General features: G+C 58.4%; 21 protein-coding genes. 6 read left to right on the plus strand and 15 right to left on the minus strand.

What is annotated here, in order from left to right:
• Positions 1–74 precede the first annotated feature (74 nt).
• Positions 75–497 (plus strand): DUF805 domain-containing protein, encoded by a 423-nt coding sequence (locus VSX58_RS12600; RefSeq protein ID WP_327618390.1) that lies wholly within the window; start codon positions 75–77, stop codon positions 495–497.
• A gap of 6 nt (positions 498–503) precedes the next feature.
• Here VSX58_RS12600 and fpr read toward each other — a convergent pair whose 3' ends face one another.
• Complete coding sequence (gene fpr / locus VSX58_RS12605; protein WP_327618391.1) at positions 504–1,250, minus strand: ferredoxin--NADP(+) reductase; 747 nt, start codon at positions 1,248–1,250, stop codon at positions 504–506.
• 146 nt (positions 1,251–1,396) lie between these two features.
• Positions 1,397–2,407 (minus strand): class II fructose-bisphosphatase, encoded by a 1,011-nt coding sequence (gene glpX, locus VSX58_RS12610; protein WP_327618392.1) that lies wholly within the window; start codon positions 2,405–2,407, stop codon positions 1,397–1,399.
• A gap of 434 nt (positions 2,408–2,841) precedes the next feature.
• Between glpX and VSX58_RS12615 the strand changes: the two genes are divergently transcribed.
• Positions 2,842–4,155 carry an L-cysteine desulfidase family protein gene (locus tag VSX58_RS12615; RefSeq protein WP_327618409.1) on the plus strand — a complete coding sequence of 438 codons (1,314 nt, stop codon included), beginning with the start codon at positions 2,842–2,844 and terminating at the stop codon, positions 4,153–4,155.
• 99 nt (positions 4,156–4,254) lie between these two features.
• On the opposite strand, the gene glpK is transcribed toward VSX58_RS12615, so the two are convergent.
• Positions 4,255–5,766 (minus strand): glycerol kinase GlpK, encoded by a 1,512-nt coding sequence (glpK, locus tag VSX58_RS12620; RefSeq protein WP_327618393.1) that lies wholly within the window; start codon positions 5,764–5,766, stop codon positions 4,255–4,257.
• Positions 5,767–5,818: 52 nt separating this feature from the next.
• Positions 5,819–6,658 (minus strand): MIP/aquaporin family protein, encoded by an 840-nt coding sequence (locus VSX58_RS12625; RefSeq protein ID WP_327614241.1) that lies wholly within the window; start codon positions 6,656–6,658, stop codon positions 5,819–5,821.
• A gap of 525 nt (positions 6,659–7,183) precedes the next feature.
• Between VSX58_RS12625 and zapB the strand changes: the two genes are divergently transcribed.
• The gene (zapB, locus tag VSX58_RS12630) at positions 7,184–7,423 is read left to right on the plus strand and encodes a septal ring assembly protein ZapB (RefSeq protein ID WP_327614242.1); all 240 of its coding nucleotides are present in this window, start codon (positions 7,184–7,186) and stop codon (positions 7,421–7,423) included.
• Between the two features lie 191 nt (positions 7,424–7,614).
• Here zapB and rraA read toward each other — a convergent pair whose 3' ends face one another.
• From rraA to priA, 7 genes are all read right to left on the minus strand, one after another.
• Positions 7,615–8,100: a ribonuclease E activity regulator RraA gene (rraA, locus tag VSX58_RS12635; RefSeq protein ID WP_327618394.1), complete on the minus strand. Its 486-nt coding sequence runs from the start codon at positions 8,098–8,100 to the stop codon at positions 7,615–7,617.
• A 138-nt stretch (positions 8,101–8,238) separates the two neighbouring features.
• On the minus strand, positions 8,239–9,156 hold the full coding sequence (locus VSX58_RS12640; protein WP_327614244.1) for a 1,4-dihydroxy-2-naphthoate polyprenyltransferase: 918 nt from the start codon (positions 9,154–9,156) through the stop codon (positions 8,239–8,241).
• Between the two features lie 144 nt (positions 9,157–9,300).
• Positions 9,301–10,632, minus strand: coding sequence for an HslU--HslV peptidase ATPase subunit (gene hslU / locus VSX58_RS12645; RefSeq protein ID WP_327614245.1), 1,332 nt, complete (start codon positions 10,630–10,632; stop codon positions 9,301–9,303).
• Positions 10,633–10,641: 9 nt separating this feature from the next.
• Positions 10,642–11,172 (minus strand): ATP-dependent protease subunit HslV, encoded by a 531-nt coding sequence (gene hslV / locus VSX58_RS12650; RefSeq protein ID WP_048636608.1) that lies wholly within the window; start codon positions 11,170–11,172, stop codon positions 10,642–10,644.
• Between the two features lie 82 nt (positions 11,173–11,254).
• Positions 11,255–12,088, minus strand: a complete 834-nt coding sequence (gene ftsN / locus VSX58_RS12655) for a cell division protein FtsN (RefSeq protein ID WP_327618395.1) — start codon at positions 12,086–12,088, stop codon at positions 11,255–11,257.
• An 85-nt stretch (positions 12,089–12,173) separates the two neighbouring features.
• Positions 12,174–13,217: a DNA-binding transcriptional regulator CytR gene (gene cytR / locus VSX58_RS12660; protein ID WP_327618396.1), complete on the minus strand. Its 1,044-nt coding sequence runs from the start codon at positions 13,215–13,217 to the stop codon at positions 12,174–12,176.
• Positions 13,218–13,689: 472 nt separating this feature from the next.
• Positions 13,690–15,885 carry a primosomal protein N' gene (gene priA / locus VSX58_RS12665; protein ID WP_327618397.1) on the minus strand — a complete coding sequence of 732 codons (2,196 nt, stop codon included), beginning with the start codon at positions 15,883–15,885 and terminating at the stop codon, positions 13,690–13,692.
• A gap of 258 nt (positions 15,886–16,143) precedes the next feature.
• Here priA and rpmE point away from each other — a divergent pair, with 258 nt between their 5' ends.
• Positions 16,144–16,359, plus strand: coding sequence for a 50S ribosomal protein L31 (rpmE, locus tag VSX58_RS12670; protein ID WP_327614249.1), 216 nt, complete (start codon positions 16,144–16,146; stop codon positions 16,357–16,359).
• A 59-nt stretch (positions 16,360–16,418) separates the two neighbouring features.
• On the opposite strand, the gene VSX58_RS12675 is transcribed toward rpmE, so the two are convergent.
• The 4 genes from VSX58_RS12675 to metJ form a co-directional block, all read right to left on the minus strand.
• Entirely contained in the window at positions 16,419–17,423 is a 1,005-nt protein-coding gene (locus VSX58_RS12675; RefSeq protein WP_327618398.1) for a FecCD family ABC transporter permease, read from the minus strand.
• The gene (locus VSX58_RS12680; protein ID WP_327618399.1) at positions 17,420–18,376 is read right to left on the minus strand and encodes an ABC transporter substrate-binding protein; all 957 of its coding nucleotides are present in this window, start codon (positions 18,374–18,376) and stop codon (positions 17,420–17,422) included. The genes VSX58_RS12675 and VSX58_RS12680 overlap by 4 nt, the downstream gene beginning before the upstream one ends.
• A gap of 22 nt (positions 18,377–18,398) precedes the next feature.
• Positions 18,399–19,187 (minus strand): ABC transporter ATP-binding protein, encoded by a 789-nt coding sequence (locus VSX58_RS12685; RefSeq protein ID WP_327618400.1) that lies wholly within the window; start codon positions 19,185–19,187, stop codon positions 18,399–18,401.
• Between the two features lie 294 nt (positions 19,188–19,481).
• Positions 19,482–19,799, minus strand: a complete 318-nt coding sequence (metJ, locus tag VSX58_RS12690) for a met regulon transcriptional regulator MetJ (protein WP_327614252.1) — start codon at positions 19,797–19,799, stop codon at positions 19,482–19,484.
• Positions 19,800–19,986: 187 nt separating this feature from the next.
• On the opposite strand from metJ, the gene metB reads away from it, so the two are divergent.
• Both metB and VSX58_RS12700 read left to right on the plus strand, forming a co-directional pair.
• Positions 19,987–21,147, plus strand: a complete 1,161-nt coding sequence (gene metB / locus VSX58_RS12695) for a cystathionine gamma-synthase (RefSeq protein ID WP_327618401.1) — start codon at positions 19,987–19,989, stop codon at positions 21,145–21,147.
• A gap of 2 nt (positions 21,148–21,149) precedes the next feature.
• Positions 21,150–23,588: a bifunctional aspartate kinase/homoserine dehydrogenase II gene (locus VSX58_RS12700; RefSeq protein WP_327618402.1), complete on the plus strand. Its 2,439-nt coding sequence runs from the start codon at positions 21,150–21,152 to the stop codon at positions 23,586–23,588.
• Positions 23,589–23,669: the final 81 nt, after the last annotated feature.

A 23,669-nucleotide genomic window follows, 5' to 3' on the forward strand; every position in this document is an offset into this window, starting at 1 on the left:
TAAAGATTGTCGGCGTCGCGCGCGGTTAGGGTAAACTCAGCCAAAATCAAACGACGATGCAGAGCCTGTATTTAATGACGTTGCAACAATGGTGTTTTTCGTTTAAAGGCCGGATCGGCCGCCGTGATTTCTGGATTTGGCTGGGCGTTTGGCTGGCGCTGATGATGACGCTGTTCGCGCTGGCCGGCAATAATTGGCTGGATACGCAATCGGCCGCCTTTGGGCTGGTGGCTTTGCTGTGGCCGACGGCGGCGATATTGGTAAAGCGCCTGCATGACCGCGATAAAAGCGGCTGGTGGGCTTTGCTTTTGATCGTGGCGTGGATGCTTGCCGCCGGCAACTGGTCTATGCTGCCGGGGGTCTGGCAGTGGGGCGTCGGGCGCTTTATTCCGTCGCTAATCGGGATGATGGTGTTTCTCGACTGCGGCGTTTTCGCCGGCACGCCCGGAGATAATCGGTTCGGGCCGCAGGCGGAATCGGTTAAATTCCGCCCCTGATGCCCTTTACCAATAGTGCTCGCTGGTGATATGGCCGGGCCTGCGGCGCAGGTGTTTGGTCATCTGCCGTTCCTCTTTCAATATTTGCTGCGTATCGCGCACCATCTGCGGATTACCGCACAGCATGATATGGCTGGTCGCGGCGTCCATCGGCAAACCCACGGCGGACTCAAGCGCGCCGCTGGCGATCAGCGCCGGGATGCGGCCGGTCAGCGAGCCCGGTTGTTCTTCGCGGCTGACCACCGTTTGGATATGCAATTGCCCCTGATAGCGCTGCTGCAGCTGCTGCATCAGCGGCAGGTAGCTTAAGTCGCGCGCAAAACGGGCGGCGTGAACCAGTACGATATTGTTAAAACGCGCCAGATCGCGCCCTTCCTGCAAGATGGAAAGATAGGGGCCGATCGCCGTACCGGTCGCCAGCATCCACAGGGTGGCGCATTGCGGGATCTCCTCCAGCACAAAGAAACCGGCGGCGTCTTTGGTCACCATGATCTCATCGCCGGGGCGCAGCGCGTGCAGCCGCGGGCTTAGTTTCCCCTCGGGCACGTTGACCAGATAGAATTCTAGGGTAGGGTCGCTGGGCGCGTTGACGTAAGAGTAGGCCCGTTGAATGCGCTCGCCCTCCATGTCCAGCGCCAGCTTGGCGTACTGTCCGGCGGTGAAGGAGGCGGTGGCGGCGTGAATACGAATGCTAAACAGACTCTCTGTCCAGTTTTCCACCTGAATAACTTTGCCGGTTACCCATTCAGCCATCGTTCTGTGCTCCTGTATCTGCTTGAGGTTCGACGCCTGGCGCGATTGATTTCTGCCGCGCCAGAGCGGCCGTAAAATCGGCCGCCTCTAAGATACGCTAATTGTTAACAACTGTGAAACAACCAGCCGATGAAAACATCGCCGGGCTACAGCAGTAAAGCATGCAGCGCCCGATCCTTACGATCGAGGTAGTGGGTGGACTGAATGCGGCGAATGGTGCGCGATTTGCCGCGGATCAACAGCGTTTCCGTCGTGGCGATATTTCCTTTGCGCGCGATCCCTTCCAGCAGATCGCCTTTGGTGATGCCGGTAGCGGAGAAGATGACGTTGTCGTTGCGCGCCATATCGCCGAGTTGCAGCACTTTTCCGGCTTCGATGCCCATTTGCCGGCAGCGTTCCAGCTCCTCTTTTCCGATGCGGCGGTTCTCTTCGCTGTCGCCTTTAACCTGATGCCGGGCCAGCAGCCGCCCTTGCATATCGCCGTCGAGCGCTCTGATCACCGCCGCGGAGATAACGCCTTCCGGCGCGCCGCCGATGCCGTATAGCACATCGACCTCGCTATCCGGCATGCAGGTAAGAATCGAGGCGGCGACGTCGCCGTCGGGAATGGCGAATACCTTCACGCCGAGCTGCTGCATTTCCGCGATAACGGCGTCATGGCGCGGTTTGGCCAGCGTAATCACCGTTAGCTGGCTGAGCGGTTTATCCATTTTCCGGGCGATATTGCGCAGGTTTTCCGCCAGCGGCCGCTCCAGGTCGATAGTGCCTTTGGCCTGCGGGCCGACGATCAGTTTCTCCATGTACATATCGGGCGCGTGCAGAAAAGCCCCCTTTTCGCCGACGGCCAGCACCGCCAGCGCATTGGCCTGACCCATTGCGGTCATGCGGGTGCCTTCGATCGGATCGACGGCGATATCCACCGTATCGCCGTGGCCGGTGCCCACCTGCTCGCCGATAAACAGCATCGGTGCTTCATCAATTTCGCCTTCACCGATGACAATCTGGCCGTTGATATCGACCTGATTGAGCATAATGCGCATGGCTTGCACCGCCGCATTGTCGGCGGCGTTTTTATCGCCGCGGCCTAACCATTTATAACCTGCCAGCGCTGCCGCTTCGGTGACGCGCGAGAATTCGATGGCTAATTCACGTTTCATGGATACCTGTCTGTTATTAAACCGGAGAAAGGGGTGTGTGGGCGGAGATTTTATCACACCCGAGGGCGGCGCTCGTTGATGTCAGGTAGGAAAATGCCCGAAAGCGGGGGCGCGCGGCGCGGCGTCGGACGCGGTCTTATCGGGCGGCGGGCGGAGCGGGTAAAGCCGCAGGGAGCAGTAACTTTATTATATAAATTTACTTATAGTTAGATTTAAATCCATATATTTTTTATAAAAAGAGAAAATTTTCCTAATTATTTCTTTTGAGACGATGAAAGTTGAAAAAAATTTCTCTCCTGCCTGGAATATGATTGTTCATAACGAAAGCCGGCAGCTATGGCCCAAAATAATTCGATCCGCGGGAAAGCCAACGCGCCTGCGGCTTGAAGTATGAAGGGGATATCGAACAATCAGGTTGGGCGAAGGTATGAATGATGAATAAGCACGAAAATCCTCCGTTGTGGAACGCGTTTATCCGCGTCGTACGGCAAGAGGTTAAACCGGCGGTAGGCTGCACCGAGCCGATTTCGGTGGCGTTGGCCTCCGCAATGGCGGCCTCGTATCTGTCCGGGGGCGTGGAGGGCGTGGCGGTCAAGGTCTCGCCGAACCTGATGAAAAACGGGATGGGCGTCGCGGTTCCCGGCACCGGGATGGTGGGGTTGCCGATCGCCGCCGCGGTCGGCGCATTCGGCGGCGATCCGCAGGCCGGGCTGGAGGTGCTGCGCTACGCGCGCCCTCAGGCCATCGACGCCGGGAAAGCGCTGCTGGCTCAAGGCGGCGTTCGCGTCGGTATGATGCAGCCCTGCGAGGATATTCTTTACGCGCAGGTTACCGTCTACAGCCAGGGGGAGTCGGCCACGGTGACGATCGCCGGCAGCCACACGCGCGTCATCCGCATCGAAAAAAACGGCGAGGTGCTTTGCGATGAACGTTTGAGCGACGGCGCGGAAACCGATGAATCCGTCGACGGCGCCTGTCTGAGCGATGTGACGACGCGCGACGTTTACGATTTCGCCACGCAGGTCGAATTTGAGCGTATCCGCTTTATTCTTGATGCGGCCGAACTGAACGCGGCCCTTTCCCGAGAAGGGCTGAGCAAACATTACGGGCTGCATATCGGCGCTACCCTGGCGCGTCAGCGTGAGCAGGGGTTGCTGTCGCACGATCTGCTCTCCGATATCATGATTCGCTCGGCTTCGGCCTCCGATGCGCGCATGGGCGGCGCGGTGCTGCCGGCCATGAGCAATTCAGGCTCGGGCAATCAGGGGATTGCGGCGACCATGCCGGTGGTGGCGGCGGCGGAGTATTTAAACTGCGGCGAGGAGAAACTGGCGCGCGCGCTGATGCTTTCTCACCTAACGGCCATCTATATTCATAGCAAACTTCCCCGGCTTTCGGCGCTGTGCGCGGCGACGACGGCCTCTATGGGGGCGGCGGCCGGTATCGCCTGGCTGATCGCCGGACGCTATGAGCCCGTGGCGATGGCTATCGGCAGCATGATCGGCGATGTGAGCGGCATGATATGCGACGGCGCCTCTAATAGCTGCGCGATGAAAGTCTCCACCAGCGTCTCGGCCGCTTATAAAGCGGTGCTGATGGCCCTGGATAACAGCGCGGTCACCGGCAATGAAGGCATCGTCGCCCACGATGTGGACCAGTCGATCGCCAATCTGTGCGCCCTGGCCTGCGGCTCGATGCAGCAGACCGATACGCAGATTATCGAGATCATGGCGAGCAAGGCGCGATAGGCGAACGCCGTAAGCTCGCTGCTTCCCCCGCGACGACGGGCGCGTGCGGAGGCGTGCTCTTCCCGCGCCCGAAATCGCCTCCGCGCCCGTATAAGCGCGCTACTCGTCGCGATCTTCCCACGCGCGCGCGCGCGCCACGGCTTTCTGCCAGCCTTTGTAACGGAAATTGCGTTCAACCGTTTCGATACTGGGGCGGAATTCCCGTTCGATCGTCGCTTTGCTTTTCACCTCATCCAGGTCGTTCCAGAATCCGGTCGCCAGCCCCGCCAGGAAGGCGGCGCCCAGCGCGGTGACTTCCCGAATTTCCGGGCGCTCGACGCGGGTGCCGAGAATATCGGACTGAAATTGCATCAGGAAGTTGTTGGCCACCGCGCCGCCGTCCACGCGCAGGGATTTCAGCCGGGTATCCGCGTCGGCCTGCATGGCGTCCAGTACATCGCGGGTCTGGTAAGCGATGGATTCCAGCGTGGCGCGGATGATGTGGTTGGCGTTTACGCCGCGCGTCAGGCCGAAGATCGCCCCGCGGGCGTACGGGTCCCAGTAGGGCGCGCCGAGTCCGGTAAAGGCGGGAACGACGTAGACGCCGTTGGTGTCCTTAACCTTGGTGGCGAAGTATTCCGAGTCCATGGATTCGCCGATCAGTTTGAGCTCATCCCGCAGCCACTGGATAGAGGCGCCGCCAACGAAGACGGAGCCTTCCAGCGCGTAGTTGACTTCGCCGCGCGGCCCGCAGGCGATGGTGGTCAACAGGCCGTGTTTCGACAGCACCGCTTCCTCACCGGTGTTCATCAGCAGAAAACAGCCGGTGCCGTAGGTGTTTTTCGCCATGCCGGGGTGCACGCAAAGCTGACCGTACAGCGCCGCCTGCTGATCGCCGGCGATGCCGGCGATAGGAATGCGCGTCCCGCCTTTGCCGCCGATATTGGTCTGCCCGTAGATCTCCGAGGAGGCGCGGACTTCGGGCAGCATGGCGCGCGGAATATCCAGCGCCTGCAGCAGGCGTTCATCCCACTCCAGCGTATGGATGTTGAACAGCATGGTGCGCGAGGCGTTGGTGTAATCCGTAACATGCACGCGCCCCTGCGTCATTTTCCAGATCAGCCAGGTATCGACCGTACCGAACAGCAACTCGCCGCGCTGGGCGCGTTCGCGCGAGCCTTCGACGTGATCCAGAATCCATTTGACTTTGGTTCCTGAGAAGTAGGGGTCGACCACCAGCCCGGTGGTATCGCGGATATACTGTTCCAGACCGTCTTTCTTCAGCTGTTCGCAGATTTCCGCGGTGCGGCGGCACTGCCAGACGATGGCGTTGTAAATCGGCTTACCGCTCTCTTTTTCCCATACGATGGCGGTTTCACGCTGGTTGGTGATGCCGATGCCGGCAACTTCATCGGAGCTGATATCGGCCTTGGCCAGCACTTCCACCAGCGTGGAGCTTTGCGAAGCCCAGATTTCCATCGGGTCGTGTTCCACCCAACCCGCTTTCGGATAAATTTGGCTGAATTCACGCTGTGAAACGCTGACGATGTTGGCGTCATGATCCAGCACTACGGCGCGGGAGCTGGTGGTTCCCTGGTCGAGAGCGACGATATATTTCTTTTCCGGGTTCATAAATCCAATCCTGTTGTTGTTAACCGTAAGGAGAGTCACCGTGGCGTTAAATTTAACGGCTCTCGGTGTGAACTGTGGTTTCGCTATCGGCTTGGCAAGTATCGCAAGGCAGGTTGCGGCCGATCAGCATGCGGTAGCCGAACGCGCCCAGTCCGGCGCCGACGATGGGACCGAAAATCGGCACCAGGAAGTAAGGGATGTCCCGTCCTCCGGTGAAGGCGATCTCCCCCCAGCCGCTCAGGAAGGCGAACAGCTTGGGACCGAAGTCACGCGCCGGATTCAGCGCGAAACCGGTGAGCGGCCCCAGCGAGGCGCCGATCACGGCGATTAAGATACCGATCAGCAGCGGCGCCAGCGGCCCGCGCGGGATGCCGTTGCCGTCGTCGGTCAGCGCCAGAATCAGGCACATAAGGATGGCGGTAATCACGGTTTCTACCAGAAAGGCCTGCATGACTGAAATTTGCGGGTGCGGATAGGTAGAGAAGATACCGGCGAGATTCAGGCTCTCCACGCTGCCGCGCACCATGCCGTGCGTCTGTTCAAAATTGATGAACAGATTGTAATACAGGCCGTAGACCAGCGCCGCGGCGCAGAATGCGCCCGCTATCTGAGCCAGAATGTAGGGAATGACTTTGCGGCGATCGAAACAGGCGAACAGCCACAGGGCGATGGTGACCGCCGGGTTGAGATGGGCGCCGGAGATCGCGGCGGTCAGGTAGATGGCCATGGCCACGCCCAGACCCCAGATGATGCTGATTTCCCATTGCCCGAAGCTGGCGCCCGCCAGTTTTAATGCGGCGACGCAGCCGACGCCGAAAAAAATCAGTAGGCCGGTACCCAGAAATTCGGCGATGCACTGGCCTTTTAGGGTTGAACTGTCTGATTGACTCATAATTATTATCCTGTTGTGTAGGGTACAACATTATTGTGGGTCTTGAAGAGCGCGCCTGAAGAACGGCCCGCCGGGTTAAATGTGTTCATGATGTGAATTTATCGTTAATGTTCGAAAACGAGAAATATCGAAATTAAAATGTGTGTTGTTCGTCAAAGAAATGAGCGTATTCGCTTAGATACTTGAGCCTTAATGATTGATGACGCCTATCTTATGTTAACCCCCGGGTTAAATTTATTAACATAAGCAGCAGGGCGGCGGCGGTTAACGCCCTTTTTCGGTTTGTGCTGATAGAGGTTGTCGAGAAAAGCTGCCACACTCGTCGTTCTATGGGATGTTTGCTAGACAGAGATAGATTGGCTACATACAATTCTACTATCGTCGGTCCAGTTATCAGACCGGTTCTGCCGGCGGTTTGCGTCCACGGGCGGCCTGTCAGGCGCGCCGTCGTACGGCGGCCGCAGCGGATGTTTTGGGCTGGTATTCACCGATTTTTATGCCTTGCGATTAAAAGGGGTTTGAAGAATGTCATTTGAAGTGTTTGAAAAGCTGGAAGCGAAAGTTCAGCAAGCGATTGATACTATTACGCTGTTGCAAATGGAAATCGAAGAGCTGAAAGAGAAAAACAACGCCTTGTCGCAAGATGTTCAGGCTGCGTCGGGCGCTCGCGAAGCGCTGGTGCGTGAAAACGAACAATTGAAAGAAGAACAAACGATGTGGCAGGAGCGCCTGCGCGCCCTGTTAGGGAAGATGGAAGAGGTCTGACTTTTGCAAAAAAGGGCGAAGCTTCGCCGAATGCGGGTCACTTAAGCCGGTTTTTAGGGGAAACACAGAGGGAGGTTCCCGTAGGGACGCCTCCCCTCTGTGGTCGCCCCGTGTATCTCGATGCTTAAACGATCGGCATTAGAAGCTTCGCCCTTTTTTCGCCCCGGGAGCGCGGCGGCGATTGAAGCGGATTATTCGATATCCAGCGGATCTTCCGCCAGAATGATCCCGGTGTTATCCGCGTAGAGGTGATCGCCCGAGAAAAAGGTGACGCCGCCGAAATTAACGCGAATATCGCTCTCGCCGATCCCTTCGCTGGCTGCGCCGGCCGGGATTGCCGCCATCGCCTGAATGCCGATATCCAGTTCGGCGAGGTCGTCCACCTGACGCACCGCTCCGTAGACGACAATGCCTTCCCATTCGTTCTGGGCCGCCAGTCTCGCCAGTTCCGCGTTGATTAACGCCCGGCGCACCGAACCGCCGCCGTCGACCAGCAGTACGCGCCCGGCGCCGTTCTCTTCCAGTAAATCATAAAGCAGGCCGTTATCCTCAAAACATTTCACCGTGGTGATTTGCCCGCCAAATGAAGTACGCCCGCCAAAGTTAGAGAACAGAGGCTCAACAACATTCACCTCTTCGTGATAAATATCGCACAGTTCGGAAGTATCGTATTTCATAGGATTTACGTCAGGTTGCCGCAGGGATAGTGAGTATATCCCTTTCTGGCGGATGTTGGCAAAATCATCAAATGTTAACTTGATGCGTATCAGTAAAGCATCGCGTCAGGCCGAGAATAAAGCCGGACTTTACAACGACTAGCTGAGTATTACGCCCACGGCGAACAGGATGTTGGTCAGCAGCGCGCACTTGACGGTCTTTTCCAGCATAGGGCGCATGCTAAACGCGCTGGTTTCACGTAAAACGTAAACGGCCTGCTTGAGCAGCAACGGCAGCGCCAGGATGAATAACCAACCGGCCAGACTATGCAGATAGAAAATGGCGAACAGTCCGAGACAAACCGGCGCCAATAGCAGCAGCATGGTGTGGTAGCAGCGTGCCTTCTGCGCGCCGAGACGTACCGCCAGCGTGTTTTTTCCGCTGATTCGGTCGTTATCGATATCGCGCAAGTTATTGATATTCAGGACGGCGGTGGCCAGCAGGCCGCAGGCGGTGGCCGGCAGCATAACGATACTGTCGAAGTGGCCGGTTTGCAGGTAATAGGAGCCGGCAACGCTCAGCCAGCCGAAAAATATCAGCACCGAGATGTCGCCCAGCCCGATGTAGCCATAAGGCTTGCTGCCTACGGTATAGGTGATGGCGGCGAGAATGGCCAGCAGGCCGAGGATCAGGAATCCGACGATATCGGTTGGTTTTTCGCAGGCGGCGATCACCAGTGAAACGCCGGAGATAATCGTTAGGGCAACGGTGACAATCAGCGCGTTTCTTAACTGCGTCAGGCTAATCGCCCCCGTCTGGATACCACGCAGCGGGCCGATACGATCTTCGGTGTCGCTGCCTTTTATCGCATCGCCATAGTCATTCGCCAGATTGGAGAGAATCTGCAATAACCCGGCCGTAAGCAGAGCCAGCAGCGCGATACCCGGTTTAAAACTGCTGTGCCAGCTTGCAATCGCCGAACCGGTGACGATGGAAGCGAAAGCCAGCGGCAAAGTTTTTGGACGCAGGCTGTCCAACCAGGCTTGGGTTTTGCTTTTATGGGTTGATAAGGTCATGGCGTGCTTCAATTTTTATTAACGATCCCTATAGGAATACATTTATTTTTTATAAATAAAAAGGGTTAACGACAGTGCTATAAACACAAGTGGGAGGCCTTGGCCTCCCACTTGACTGTTAACAGGACGATCCGTGCAGGCGGATTATAAGATAAATCGGCTCAGATCTTCATCTGCTACTAATTCATCCAGGTGACTACGTACGTAATCTGCGTCAATGGTAACATTTTGACCATTCATTTCGCTGGCATCGTAAGAGATATCTTCAATCAAGCGCTCCAGAACGGTATGCAAACGGCGCGCGCCGATATTCTCGGTACGTTCGTTGACCTGCCACGCCGCTTCCGCAATCCGGCGGATTCCGTCCGTCGAAAACTCGATATTGACACCTTCCGTTGCCATCAAGGCCTTGTACTGCTCGGTCAATGATGCGCTCGGCTCCGTTAGGATACGCTCAAAATCTTCCGTCGTCAGCGCCTGTAATTCAACGCGGATCGGCAAACGTCCCTGCAGCTCGGGGATCAGATCCGACGGGCTGGCGACTTGGAATGCGCCGGAGGCGATAAACAGGATATGGTCGGTTTTAACCATACCGTGTTTGGTTGAGACGGTGCAGCCCTCCACCAGCGGCAGCAGGTCGCGCTGCACCCCTTCGCGGGACACATCCGGGCCCGAGCTTTCGCCGCGTTTACAGATTTTATCGATCTCATCGATAAACACGATGCCGTGCTGCTCGACCGACTCGATCGCCTGCTGCTTCAGCTCTTCCGGATTCACCAGTTTGGCCGCTTCTTCTTCCACCAGCAGCTTGAAGGCTTCTTTGATTTTGACCTTGCGCGCTTTCTGCTTCTGCCCGGCCAGATTCTGAAACATGGATTGCAGCTGGTTGGTCATCTCTTCCATGCCCGGAGGGGCCATAATCTCAACGCCGACCGGCGCGGCGGCCAGATCGATTTCGATCTCTTTATCGTCCAGCTGGCCTTCGCGCAGTTTCTTGCGAAAAGCCTGACGCGCCGCCGACGGTTCGTGGTTTTCTTCCGGCTGCCCCCAGTTATTTTTCGCCGGAGGAATCAAAACGTCGAGAATACGCTCTTCCGCCAGCTCTTCGGCGCGATGGCGGTTCTTCTCTATGGACTGCTGACGTACCATTTTGATCGCCGAATCCGTTAAATCACGGATGATCGAGTCGACTTCTTTGCCTACATAGCCGACTTCGGTGAATTTGGTGGCTTCAACCTTGATAAAAGGCGCGTTTGCCAGCTTGGCCAGACGGCGGGCGATTTCGGTTTTACCCACCCCGGTCGGACCAATCATCAGAATATTTTTCGGCGTCACTTCGTGACGCAGCGACTCTTCCAACTGCATTCTTCGCCAGCGGTTGCGCAGCGCGATGGCTACCGCGCGCTTGGCGTTATGCTGACCGATGATATAGCTATCAAGTTCGCTGACTATCTCGCGCGGGGTCATTTCAGACATAGTTGATCCTTACGCCTTTGAGGCTAATTCTTCAATCGTGTGGAATTGGTTGGTATAGATGCAGATATCGCCAGCAATACCTAACGATTTCTCGACAATATCCCGCGCGCTGAGCTCCGTGTTTTCCAGCAAAGCGCGAGCGGCCGCCTGCGCATAGGGGCCGCCGGAACCGATCGCGATCAAATCATTTTCCGGCTGCACGACATCGCCGTTGCCGGTAATAATTAATGAAGCGTTTTCATCCGCTACGGCAAGCAGAGCCTCCAGACGGCGCAGCATACGGTCCGTCCGCCAATCCTTCGCCAGCTCTACCGCGGCTTTCACCAAATGTCCCTGATGCAATTCCAGCTTGCGTTCAAAGAGCTCGAACAGGGTAAAGGCGTCTGCCGTACCGCCGGCGAAACCGGCAATAACGCGATCGTTATAGAGGCGGCGTACTTTACGCACGTTGCCTTTCATGACGGTATTTCCCAGCGTCGCCTGTCCATCACCGCCGATGACCACATGGCCGTTGCGGCGTACACTTACAATTGTTGTCACGAGTCAGTCCCCGTTACCGGATAAAAAGACCCCCGCTGGCGCGGGGCATATTGATTTATAGATGGGGACGAGGCGGCGTTTTTCAACCCCCGCTGGCGAGCGGAATACAACTGGCAGTACCGATCTCCTTGAGCCGCTGTAGCATTTTGTCGGCGGCGGCCCGGTTATTGTAAGGACCCAGCATGATCCGATTCCATCCGCCGTTGGAGGCGATCCGGCTTTCAATGCCGGCAAACGCCAGCTGCGCTCTCACCGATTCGGCGGGCTCCATGCTCTTGAATGAGCCGCATTGCACCATCCAGCGCTGTGATTTTTCCGGTTTCGCCGCTTCCGGCTGCTTCGCCGTTTCCGGTTTCACCGCTTCCTGCTTCGGCGTTTCCGGCTTTGGCGCGGCCGGGGCGGCGGCGACCGGCGTTCGGACCGGCGGCGTTACCGGCCGGGTCTGTTCCGGCGGCTTGATGGTGACCTGCGAACGCGGTATTTGCGTTTGATCGTTATAGGGCACTTCCGAGAGCTGGGTCGGCTGGCGACGCATGTCGGACTGCATCTGCTCCAGCAACTGGCGTTGTTCATCGGTCAGCTGCGCCGGCGACTGGATCACGCCTCCGGCGGACGGCTCCGTGGGGGTCGATACGCCCAGTTGGCGGTTCTCCAGCTCTTTGATATAGCGCCAGCGCTCTTCCGGCTTGGGCGGCAACCCGCTGCCTTTACCCGAATTCTGATGCGGCAACACCGGCGAATCCGCCGGTTTGTTGTGGGCGATGAAATATAGCCCGCCCGCAAAGGTGACCAAAACAGCGACAGCCAGCGCTATCATGGTCTTGGACATTCCTGAAGCGTTGCTTTTTCTTCGGCTGGTTGTCTTTTTCCGGCGCGTATTGGAACGCCCTCGGCTGACATAGTCTCTTTGTGCCACTGTCGTTTCGCTGTGAATTGAATAAATGAGTTAATCAGGGTGCCATGTTACTGAACACGAAAATATTTGACCAGCTCCTGAAGTCTTAAAGCCGGTTTCGGGCGTAATTTAGCGGCGCGGTGCTGTCGCGGATGACCAGTTCGCTGGCCAGCAGGCGAGAGCCGCTATGCACCCGATGTCCGTGCAGCCGCTCTAACAGCAGCAGCATCGCTTCGCGCCCGAGCTGGTAACGCGGCTGCGCCACCGTGGTTAACGGCGGCGAACAGTATCGCGCCTGCACGATATCATCAAAACCGACGATAGATATATCGCGCGGTATATCCAACCCCATTTTTTTTGCCTGCGAAAGCACGCCGATCGCCATGATATCGCTATGGCAGAAAATCGCGCTGGGGGGCAGAGGGTGTTTCATCAGGGCGATCAGGCCGTTTACCCCGGTTTCATAGCTAAAGTCGCCGCGAATAATATATTGGTTATCGACGGTGACGCCACTGCGGCGCAGCGCCTGAATATAGCCCTGCAGGCGATATTGGCTCAGGTGCATATGCTCGGGGCCGGCAATGCAGGCGATGCGCTGATGGCCGAGCTGCTGCAAATAGTGTACCGCCTCAAAGGAGGCGGTCAGGTTATCAATGTGCACGGCCGGTAATTCCAATTCCGGCGCGAACTCGTTGACCATGATTATCGGCGGCAGGCTGCGCTGCTCTTCTTTGCTTGCATCAAACGGCAGATTCGAACCGAGAAGCAGCATGCCGTCGATCTGCTTGGTAATGATCAAATCGACGAAGGTTTTCTCTCTCTGGTGCTGATGGGCGCAATCGCCGATCAGCACTAGATAGCCATGTTCAGCCGCGGTTTCTTCGATTCCCCGAAAAATATCGGAAAAAAAAGGATCGCAGATATCGGGAACGATAGCCAGGATGGTGCGCGACTCATTGCGTTTCTGATTGCGGGCGGAGGCGTGGGGAGAATATCCGACAGCGATGACCGCCTGTTCGATTTTTTGTCGTGTTGTCGCGGACACTTTTTCCGGATTCATCAACGCGCGGGATACGGTGGCCGTCGATACGCCGGCCTTATCCGCTACGTCTTTCATCGTCGCTGTGGTGATGCCTTTCTTCTGCTCCAACGCTATTCTCCTTGCGTCAGTCTGAACCGGCGCTATCGGCCAAGGGCGTTTGCAACCTTCAGACTGTGGTTACAGACAGTCATTATCAATGACAAGTATTGCGTTTAATGACAAACCGGCGCGATGAGCGCGAGATACCCGAGGCGACCGCGGGGGGATGCGTCCCTACGAACCTCCCCGTGTTTCCCCCGACAAAAACGCCTGCGTTTTTGAACGCCGCTTGCGGCGGCCCGCAGGGCGAGCCTCTCCAGCGGGGCGAGTAATATCTGGCCTTGTCAGCCGTCGGAAACTGTCATTATCCGCGGCAGTATTTATTGTATTGTGAGCTGCGGTTGACGCCGCCCCTCAGAATACTGCGTTTCACCCACAGTCTTAACAGATTGCCCGCAAATTTTGCGGCTTAATTTACATCACAAGTGTGACTGATGTCGGTTTCTGGATGCGTTTCGCAATAACGGCGCGGCCGAACGCACTAACTGTCCGTCGGGTCGACGTCCAATACCCACTTCACTTTGCGCGCCTGCGGCAGCGTGCCGATTAACGGTATCGAGGCGCTGACCAAGCGTTGCAACAGCGCCCGGGAGGGATGCTGCAGCAGCAGTTGCCAGCGAAAACGCCCTGCGCGCTTGGGCTGCAGCGCCGGCACCGGGCCGAGCAGCCAGAGAGATTCGTCCCGCAACGGACTGCTTTCCAACAGATTTTTCAACTGCTGCAGGAATAACGCCGCCTGCTGGTTATCATGATCGTCGGCGCGGAACAGAATGTGATTGGTGTAGGGCGGCAGAAAAACGCTGCGCCTCTCTTGCAGCGTTTGGCTGGCGAAGGCGTCATAGCCTTGTTGCAACAAAATTTGCAGCAGCGGGTGCTCGGGATGGTGCGTTTGCAGCACCACTTCGCCCGCTTTGCCCGCGCGTCCGGCGCGCCCCGACACCTGCGTGTAGAGCTGGGCGAAACGTTCGGCGGCGCGGAAGTCGGCGGAAAACAGCGAACTGTCGACATCGAGCAGCGCCACCAGCGTCACGTTGGGAAAGTGATGGCCTTTGGCCAGCATTTGCGTGCCGATCAAAATGCGGGCGCCGCCTTGCCTGACCTGGGAAAGCTGCTGCTCAAGCGCCCCTTTGCGGCTGGTGGTATCGCGGTCGATGCGCGTGATCGGCGTGTCGGGAAAGAGGGGCGCCAGCGCCTGTTCCAAACGCTCGGTCCCCATTCCGACCGGCACCAGATTGGTCGACCCGCACTGCGGACACTGATCCGGTACCGGGCGATGGCTATCGCAATGGTGGCAGCTCAGGATACGCTGCTGCTGGTGCAGCGTGTAATAGTGATCGCAGCGCGGGCATTCGGCGATCCAGCCGCATTCGTGGCACATCACCACCGGGGAGAAGCCGCGGCGGTTAAGGAATAAGATGACCTGATTATCCTGGGTCAGATGGTGCCGGATACGGGTTATCAACGGCTGGGACAGCCCGGCGTTAAGCGGCTGCCCCTTTAAATCCAGAATGTGCTGGCTGGCTAATCGGGCGTTGCCCGGCCGTTTACTGAGTTTCAGCTGTCGATATTTGCCGATCTGCACATTGTAGAGCGTCTCCAGCGCCGGCGTGGCCGTCCCCATCACGATCGGGATACCTTCTTCCCTGGCGCGGAACACCGCCAGATCGCGCGCATGGTAGCGCCAGCCGTCCTGCTGCTTGTAGGAGCCATCGTGTTCTTCATCAATAACGATAACGCCCAGACGCGCAAATGGCGTGAACAGCGCCGAACGGGTGCCGATAACGATCGCCGCTTCGCCGCTGCGGGCGCTGAGCCAGACGGCCAGCCGCTCGCTGTCGTTTAAACCGGAGTGCAGCACCGCGACCGGGGCGTTGAAGCGTTCGCGAAAGCGCGCGATGGTCTGCGGCGTCAGGCCAATCTCGGGCACCAGCACCAGCGCCTGTTTTCCGGCGGCCAGCACGTTTTCCAATACGCTGAGGTAAACCTCGGTTTTCCCCGAACCGGTGATCCCCGCCAGCAGCCAGGCGGCGAAATGCCGATCTTCGCTGCGGATTGCCCCAACCGCGGTGGCCTGTTCGGTGTTGAGCCGCAGCCGGTCGCCGGATACGCTGAAATCCTCGCGCCAGTCGCGAACGGCTTGCTCGGCGGCCTTTAAATCGCACAGCCCTTTTTTACGCAGCGCCTGCAGCGCGCTTTCCGCCAGCCCGGTTTCGCCGACCTGGTGGCGATAAAGCGGCGCCTGAAGCAGGGCGGCCAGCGCCTGCTGCTGCTTGGGCGCGCGCTTGAGCGCATGCAAAGGCGTGGCTTTGCCCTGTTCGGTGGCGAACCACTGCCAAAGCGGCGCTCGATGCGCGGGTTTCCCCTGGCGCAGCAATATCGGCAGGGCGTGGAACAGCACTTCTCCGATCGGATAGTGATAGTATTCCACCGCCCAGGTTAAAATGCGCCACAGGCTGGCGGGAAACAGCGGTTCGTCGTCGAGGACCGCGTGTAGCGGTTTTAGCTGTTCGAGGGGCAGTTCGCTGGATTCGCTGATAGCGGCGATGATACCGATGGCCTTACGGTTGCCGAAAGGCACGCTGACGCGCACGCCGGCCCGGGGCTCAACGCCCGCAGGGAGTATATAATCGAATGTACGTGCCAATGGCACGGGGAGTGCGACCTGAGCGACAGACATGACCTCTCCGACTGGGTTCAGAATAGGGTGATTTTAGCCAACCGCAGCATAGGCGTGGATGAATGCAAAGCGCTAGTGTACATGTTGCGCATCATAATGTGTTGATGCGATTGCATCGGGTGGCGAGTTTCTGTATGATTCGCCGCCATTATACTGCAATGTATAATGGTTGATTGACTCAACTTCTTAACTCAACTTTCGTGTGGTGTCTGGCGGAACAGGGCCGGATAGCGACACGGCCTTAACAGAGGTTTCCCCATGAAACAAGGTATTCACCCGAAATATGTCGAAGTTACTGCGACTTGCTCTTGCGGTAACGTTATCAAAACCCATTCCACCGTGGGTCACGACCTGAACCTGGACGTTTGCAGCGCTTGCCACCCGTTCTACACCGGTAAACAGCGCGTCGTTGATACCGGCGGTCGTGTTGAGCGCTTCAACAAGCGTTTCAGCGTACCGGGCACGAAAAAATAAGTTTGTCCGCTCAGCGCTAGCAAAGGCACCTTCGGGTGCCTTTGTCGTTTCTGCAACGTCTACTGGCGCTTGATCAGCAGTCCCAGCACAAAAACGCCGCCGAGACCGGCGGTAATGATCCCGATAGGCAACTCTTGCGGCGCCAGCAACTGACGGCTGAGCACATCGCCGCCGCACATCAGAATCGCTCCCAGAATAGCCGTTAGCGGTAATAGCCGGCGATGGAGCACGCCGCTCAGCGGACGCGCCAGATGCGGCACCATCAGCCCGACAAATCCAATCACCCCGGTAAGCGCCACCAGCAGCGAGGTGGCGAAAGCGCAGCAGATAAATACTTCGATGCGCAGGCGGGAGATATTGATGCCCAGGGAGGTCGCGGTTTGTCCCCCGGCCAGTAAGGCGTCAAGCGAGCGCCAGCGAAAGGCCGCCAGCGCGAACAGCAGCAGCACGCCGGCCAACGCGAAAGGCAGGTTGTCCCAGCGGGCCAGCCCCAGCCCGCCAAGCGACCAAAAGAGAATCGAACTGGCCGCCCGCTGGTCGCCGGAAAACACCAGATAGTTGGTCAGCGCGCCAAACAGGAAGGAGATCGCCAGCCCGCAGATAATCAGGCGTTCGGCGCCGCGCGCCTGTTGCAGTAAAAAGAGGATGATAACGGCGACGGCCGACAGAATCCCGCCGCAGAACGCCGCCGTCGGCAGCGCCCAATCCCCCAGGCGTTCGCCGAAACGGGTAATGACGGCGACCGCGCCCGCCGAGGCGCCAGCGGACAGGCCGAACAGGAAAGGGTCGGCCAGATCGTTGCGGGAGACGGTTTGTAAAAACGCGCCGACCATCGCCAGCCCGGCGCCGGTCAGCGCCGCCAGCAGGCTGCGGGGAACGCGCAGCTCCAATATAATGCGCGAGATCATCGGGGATGCTTCAGTCGAAGAGAGCCCCAGCGCGCCTAATACCTGCGACGGCGGAATCGCCGTGCTGCCGGCGATGATGCCGAACAGCATTACGCCCGCCAGCGACAGCAGCGCGCACAATAGTATGAGCGCATAGCGCGACCCGGCGGGCGTCACTTAAAGGCGTCCGGATACATGGCGCGCGCCAGTTTGGCGATCGCCGCGATATTGGCCGGCCCAGGGGTCAGCTCCGCGTATTGCAGTTTCAGGTAGCGGTGATTTTGTACCGCCGGAGTGTATTTCATCAGCGGATGCGACTCCAGGAACTGCCGTAGGGCCGCCGCGCCGCTGCCGGTTTGGTAGTCCAGCAGGATGATGAAATCGGGTTCGGCAGCGGCCACGCTTTCCCATGAGGTGGTCGCCCAACTGGTCTCCATGCCGTCCATCACATTCATGCCGCCGGCCGCTTCAATCATGGCGGTAGGCATGGCGAATTTGCCGCTGGTGAAAGGCTTATCTTCGCCGGAATCGTATAGGAACACTTTTAGTCTGGGCTGCCGGCCGATTTGCGCCTGTAGGTCGGCGATCTGTTTTTTCCAGCCGTCGACCAGCATTTGCGCCTGTTCCTGTTTGCCAAACACCCGGCCTAGCTTCAGCATATCGCCATAAAGCAGATCCATTGTGGCCCGCGGACGATTTTTGCTGGTGAACACGCAGCTTTCGCTCAGCACCAGGGTTTGAATATCATATTTTTTCAGCGTCTGCGGCGTGACTTCGCCGCCGACCTTCATGCCGTAATTCCAGCCCGCAAAGAAGAAGTCCGGATGTACCGCCAGCAGGTTTTCCAGCGTCGGATATTTCGCCGCCAGTTCGGGGATAGTTCCCTGCCGTTGGGTAAACTCAGGCGGCGCTTTGTACCAGCCGCTAATCCCCGTCAGCCCGACGATGTTTTTTTGCAGATCTAAGGCGAACGCCATTTCCGTCATATTGAGATCGTGGATCACCGCGCGCTGAGGCGCCTGGGTAAAGGTCAACGGCTGGCCGCAGCTCTCCACGGTGACCGGAAAACCGGAGGCCTGCGCCCAGGCGGATGCGAGCGCCAGTAATCCCAATAGCCTGCTTTTTTTCATTATGATTCCTCTGGAGTGGCGATCAGATGTCGTCCGGCGCTTCAAAAATACGCAGCGGCGATCCGGTCACCGGGTGGGTAACGGTAAAACTTTCCATGCCAAAAACGCTACGAATGCAGTCTGCCGCCAGGGCGTATTCCGGCGGGCCGCAGCGCACCAGTTTGCCATGCTGCAGTACGGCCACCCGATCGGCGAAAGGCGCGACCAGCGGCAGTTCGTGCAGCACGGCCACGGCGGTGATCCCACGGTTGCGCACCAGCGTCAGCAGCTGGGAGCGGGCTAGCGGATCGAGATGATTGGTCGGCTCATCCAGCAGCAGCAGCTGGGGCGTCTGGGCGAATGCGCGCGCCAGCGACGCGCGCTGACGCTCGCCGCCGGACAAGGTTGCCATCAGACGATGGCGCAGGGCGATCAGACCGGTATCGGTCAGGGATTGCTCGACGATGCGATGATTCTGTTCCGGCGCGTCATCTCCATGATGGGGGATGCGGCCGAGCGCGACGTACTCCTCTACCCGCAGGCGTAAATCCGGCGTGTCGTTTTGCGCCAGAATGGCGATATATTTTGCGCGTTCCCGGCGGCTGAATGCGCGAATGGCTCTGCCGTTAAGATAAATGTTTCCCGTCACGGGATTCAGTTCGCTGGTCAGCGTGCGCAACAGCGTTGACTTGCCGCTCCCGTTGGGGCCGATAAGCGCCAGGCGTTCGCCGCGGCGGATGGTGAGTGAAATATCGTTGAGCCGGGGAGGATGGCGCGTATCCGCCGCTACCGTCACATTTTTAAGCTGCAACAGCACATCGCGGTCTTGCATGGAGAGAGTCATTATGCTGCGCTACCGTGAAATTCGCCTTATTTATTATGTTATAACATATCAATTTCAGGCGGACATAGCTAATTGATTAGGGGAATTATTATCATAACTAACGCGTGGCTTATTGATCCAGGCAGGCTTCACCGGATTTTGCCGGGAAAATAACGGCGGCGACGCGGTTTACGTATCGCGGAAGGGAAAACGGCGGTGAAACCGTTTCCCGTCAATGCGGCGATGAACGGCGAAAGGCCGCCCCGGCGGTAGCCGGGGCGCGTGATACAACAGGAGCGGGACTCAGTAGTCCCAGGTATCGGGATCGATCCCCATTTCGCGCATGATGATTTTGGCGGCTTCGGGGATTTCGTCACTGCGTTCTTTACGCAGATCGTCATCGTTGGGCAGCGGCTGGCCGGTGAAGGCGTGCAAGAAAGCTTCACACAGAAGTTCGCTGTTTGTTGCGTGACGCAGATTGTTCACCTGACGTCGGGTTCGTTCGTCGGTTAGTATTTTCAATACCTTAAGAGGGATAGAAACAGTAATTTTTTTAACCTGTTCGCTCTTTTTTCCGTGTTCAGCGTAAGGGCTGACATACTCGCCGTTCCACTCAGCCATGGGATACCTTAAAAAATAGTCGTAATGAAGACAGCATCTGTCATGAAATACCACGATTCTAGCGGTTATTATGCTTACGCTCAATCTATACGCAAAGAAGTTTAGAAGTCTAGATGTATTGACGTCCATGTTAACTGGGTTTACTCTTTAACCCCTATCTTTCAGCCTTTAGCCAGGAAAAGAGCCGATGACGCGTAAACAGGCAACGATCGCAGTTCGCAGCGGGTTAAACAATGATGAGCAGTATGGCTGCGTTGTTCCCCCCATTCATCTTTCCAGCACCTATAACTTCACCGGATTCAATCAGCCAAGAGCGCATGACTACTCTCGCCGGGGCAACCCGAGCCGCGATGTCGTGCAGCGCGCATTGGCCGAGCTGGAAGGCGGGGCGGGGGCGGTGATGACCAGCAGCGGTATGTCCGCCATTACGCTGGTCTGCACCGTTTTTCTGCGTCCCGGCGATCTGCTGGTCGCCCCCCACGACTGTTATGGCGGCAGCTATCGTCTGTTCGACAGCTTGAGCAAGCGCGGCGCGTTTCGCGTCAAGTTCGTCGATCAGGGCGATAAGGCGGCGCTTGAGGCGGCGCTGCAAGAGAAGCCGAAACTGGTCCTGGTGGAAAGCCCCAGCAATCCGTTGCTGCGCGTGGTGGATATCGCCGCGATCTGTCAGGCCGCGCGGGAAGCGGGCGCCGTCAGCGTGGTGGATAACACCTTCCTAAGCCCCGCCTTGCAGCAGCCGCTGGCGCTGGGGGCGGACCTGGTGCTGCACTCCTGCACCAAATATCTGAACGGCCATTCGGACGTGGTCGCCGGGGCGGTGATCGCGCGCGATGCGGAAACGGCGACCGAGCTTGCCTGGTGGGCGAACAATATCGGCGTCACCGGCGGCGCCTTCGACAGTTATCTGTTACTGCGCGGTTTGCGTACGCTCTCTCCGCGCATCGCCGCGGCACAGCGAAATGCGCTACAGTTGGTTGAGTATTTACGGCAGCAGCCGCTGGTGAAAAAATTATATCACCCATCGTTGCCGCACAATCCCGGCCACGAAATCGCCCGCCGGCAACAGTCCGGGTTTGGCGCGATGCTGAGTTTTGAGCTGGACGGCGACGAAAACACCCTGCGCCGTTTTCTGGCGTCGCTGGAGCTGTTTACGCTGGCGGAGTCTCTGGGCGGGGTGGAAAGCCTGATCTCCCACGCGGCGACGATGACGCATGCGGGGATGGCGCCGGAAGCGCGCGCCGCCGCCGGGATTTCAGAAACATTATTGCGTATATCAACCGGGATTGAAGACGGCGACGATCTGGTCGCCGATCTGGAGCGTGCATTTCAGGCCGCGGCGAAGGGGTAAGAATGAGTGCATCAGGAGTAGCGGGAACGGCAATCGGCCGACAGCTGCATAAGTTTGGCGGAAGCAGTCTGGCCGATGTGAAATGTTATCAACGCGTCGCCGGTATTATGGCCGAGCATAGCCGGCCCGGCGACTTAATGGTGGTCTCAGCCGCCGGCGGCACTACTAACCAGCTGATTAGCTGGTTAAGGCTGAGTCAGAGCGATCGTCTTTCCGCTCATCAGGTGCAGCAGGCGCTGCGCCGCTATCAGAACGACCTGATCGCCGGTTTACTGCCTCCTGATGCGGCCGAGCCGCTGATCGCCCAGTTTATTCGCGATCTGGAGCGCCTGGCCGGACTGCTGGACGGAAAGATCGACGATGCCGTGTATGCCGAAGTCGTCGGTCACGGAGAGATCTGGTCGGCTCGCCTGATGGCCGCGCTGCTTAACCAGATGGATATCCACGCTTCCTGGCTGGATGCGCGTGATTTTCTCCGCGCCGAACGCGCCGCTCAGCCGCAGGTGGATGAAGGGCGCTCCAGGCCGCTGCTGCTGCAGCGTTTGGCGCAGCACGGGGAACAGCGTCTGGTCGTCACCGGGTTTATCTGCCGCAACGAGGCGGGCGAAACGGTATTGCTGGGGCGCAACGGCAGCGACTACTCCGCCACTCAAATCGGCGCGCTGGCGGGCGTTGAGCGGGTGACCATCTGGAGCGACGTCGCCGGGGTTTACAGCGCGGATCCGCGTAAAGTCAAAGATGCCTGTCTGCTGCCGCTGCTGCGGCTGGATGAAGCCAGCGAACTGGCGCGGCTGGCGGCGCCGGTGCTGCACACCCGGACATTGCAACCGGTCTCCGCCAGCGATATCGATCTGCAGCTGCGCTGCAGCTATCAGCCCGAGCAAGGCTCCACGCGTATCGAACGCGTGCTGGCGTCGGGCTCCGGCGCCAAAATCGTCACCAGCCATGACGATGTCTGCCTGATTGAAATTCAGGCCGCGGCGGGACAAGACTTCCGGCTGTTGCAACAGGAGGTTGAGCAACTGCTGAATCGCGCGCAGATAAAACCGCTGGCGACGGGCGTTCGTCACGATCGCAGCCTGCTGCAGCTGTGTTACACCACGGAGGTGGCCGACAGCGTCTGGCAACGGCTGAGCCAGGCCGGATTGTCGACGCAGTTAACCCTGCGCGAAGGTTTGGCGCTGGTGGCGATGGTCGGGGCCGGCGTGTGCAATAATCCTCTGCATAGCCACCGTTTTTATCAACAGCTGAAAGATCAGCCGACGGAGTTCATCTGGCAATCGGAAGATGGCATCAGTCTGGTGGCGGTGCTGCGAGGCGGCGGGCCGACCGAACATCTGGTGCGCGGGCTGCATCACTCGTTGTTCCGCGCGGAAAAACGCATCGGCCTGGTGCTGTTCGGCAAGGGAAACATCGGCTCCCGCTGGCTGGAGCTGTTCGCTCGCGAACAGTCGCACCTCTCCGCCCGCACCGGGTTTGAGTTTGTGCTCGCCGGCGTGGTGGACAGCACCCGGAGCCTGCTGAGCTATGACGGTCTGGACGCCAGTCGGGCGCTGGCGTTTTTCGACCGCGAGGCGCAGGAGCGCGACGGCGAGGATCTGTTTCTGTGGATGCGCGCGCATCCGTACGATGATTTGGTGGTGCTGGATGTGACGGCCAGCGAATCCGTGGCGGATCTGTATCTCGATTTCGCCAGCTATGGTTTCCATGTGATCAGCGCGAACAAACTGGCGGGCGCGTCCGGCGGCAATAATTATCGCCAGATTCGCGACGCGTTCGCGAAAACCGGCCGCCATTGGCTATACAACGCGACGGTGGGGGCCGGATTGCCGGTGAACTTCGCCGTGCGCGACCTGCGGGAAAGCGGCGACAGCATTCTGGCGATCAGCGGTATTTTTTCGGGAACCCTGTCATGGCTGTTCCTGCAGTTTGACGGCTCGGTGCCCTTTATGGAGCTGGTGGATCAGGCCTGCCAGCAAGGGTTGACGGAGCCGGATCCGCGCGTCGATCTGTCGGGGCAGGATGTGATGCGCAAGCTGGTTATCCTGGCTCGCGAGGCGGGATATGAGATTGAGCCCAGTCAGGTGCGGGTTGAATCGCTGGTGCCAGCGGGCTGCGAAGAGGGTTCCGTCGATTGGTTCTTCGAGAATGGGGAATCGCTGAACGAACAGATGCTGCAGCGGCTGGAAGCGGCTCAGGAGATGGGCATGGTGCTGCGCCACGTCGCCCGTTTCGACGCCAACGGCAAGGCCCGCGTCGGGGTGGAGGCGGTGCGGCCCGATCATCCGCTGGCTTCCCTGCTGCCGGGCGATAATGTGTTTGCGATAGAAAGCCGCTGGTATCGGGACAACTCGCTGGTGATCCGCGGGCCGGGCGCCGGGCGCGACGTGACGGCTGGCGCGATCCAGTCGGATTTAAACCGATTGGCGCAACTGCTTTAATTCTAAAAATAGCGCGCTCAGACTGTTGACAAACCTATCATGCTTCTCGCCGCGCTGCGGATTTTGTCAGCAAACTCGGCG

It is taken from the genome of Brenneria populi (assembly GCF_036016195.1).
Lineage (GTDB): Bacteria > Pseudomonadota > Gammaproteobacteria > Enterobacterales > Enterobacteriaceae > Brenneria > Brenneria populi.

What these genes read in the sequence shown, in the direction of transcription:
- VSX58_RS12600 (WP_327618390.1), top strand. Translation starts at nt 75, where the DNA reads ATGACGTTGCAACAATGGTGTTTTTCGTTTAAAGGCCGGATCGGCCGC.
- fpr (WP_327618391.1), bottom strand. Translation starts at nt 1,250, where the DNA reads ATGGCTGAATGGGTAACCGGCAAAGTTATTCAGGTGGAAAACTGGACA.
- glpX (WP_327618392.1), bottom strand. Translation starts at nt 2,407, where the DNA reads ATGAAACGTGAATTAGCCATCGAATTCTCGCGCGTCACCGAAGCGGCA.
- VSX58_RS12615 (WP_327618409.1), top strand. Translation starts at nt 2,842, where the DNA reads ATGAATAAGCACGAAAATCCTCCGTTGTGGAACGCGTTTATCCGCGTC.
- glpK (WP_327618393.1), bottom strand. Translation starts at nt 5,766, where the DNA reads ATGAACCCGGAAAAGAAATATATCGTCGCTCTCGACCAGGGAACCACC.
- VSX58_RS12625 (WP_327614241.1), bottom strand. Translation starts at nt 6,658, where the DNA reads ATGAGTCAATCAGACAGTTCAACCCTAAAAGGCCAGTGCATCGCCGAA.
- zapB (WP_327614242.1), top strand. Translation starts at nt 7,184, where the DNA reads ATGTCATTTGAAGTGTTTGAAAAGCTGGAAGCGAAAGTTCAGCAAGCG.
- rraA (WP_327618394.1), bottom strand. Translation starts at nt 8,100, where the DNA reads ATGAAATACGATACTTCCGAACTGTGCGATATTTATCACGAAGAGGTG.
- VSX58_RS12640 (WP_327614244.1), bottom strand. Translation starts at nt 9,156, where the DNA reads ATGACCTTATCAACCCATAAAAGCAAAACCCAAGCCTGGTTGGACAGC.
- hslU (WP_327614245.1), bottom strand. Translation starts at nt 10,632, where the DNA reads ATGTCTGAAATGACCCCGCGCGAGATAGTCAGCGAACTTGATAGCTAT.
- priA (WP_327618397.1), bottom strand. Translation starts at nt 15,885, where the DNA reads ATGTCTGTCGCTCAGGTCGCACTCCCCGTGCCATTGGCACGTACATTC.
- rpmE (WP_327614249.1), top strand. Translation starts at nt 16,144, where the DNA reads ATGAAACAAGGTATTCACCCGAAATATGTCGAAGTTACTGCGACTTGC.
- VSX58_RS12680 (WP_327618399.1), bottom strand. Translation starts at nt 18,376, where the DNA reads ATGAAAAAAAGCAGGCTATTGGGATTACTGGCGCTCGCATCCGCCTGG.
- VSX58_RS12685 (WP_327618400.1), bottom strand. Translation starts at nt 19,187, where the DNA reads ATGCAAGACCGCGATGTGCTGTTGCAGCTTAAAAATGTGACGGTAGCG.
- metJ (WP_327614252.1), bottom strand. Translation starts at nt 19,799, where the DNA reads ATGGCTGAGTGGAACGGCGAGTATGTCAGCCCTTACGCTGAACACGGA.
- metB (WP_327618401.1), top strand. Translation starts at nt 19,987, where the DNA reads ATGACGCGTAAACAGGCAACGATCGCAGTTCGCAGCGGGTTAAACAAT.
- VSX58_RS12700 (WP_327618402.1), top strand. Translation starts at nt 21,150, where the DNA reads ATGAGTGCATCAGGAGTAGCGGGAACGGCAATCGGCCGACAGCTGCAT.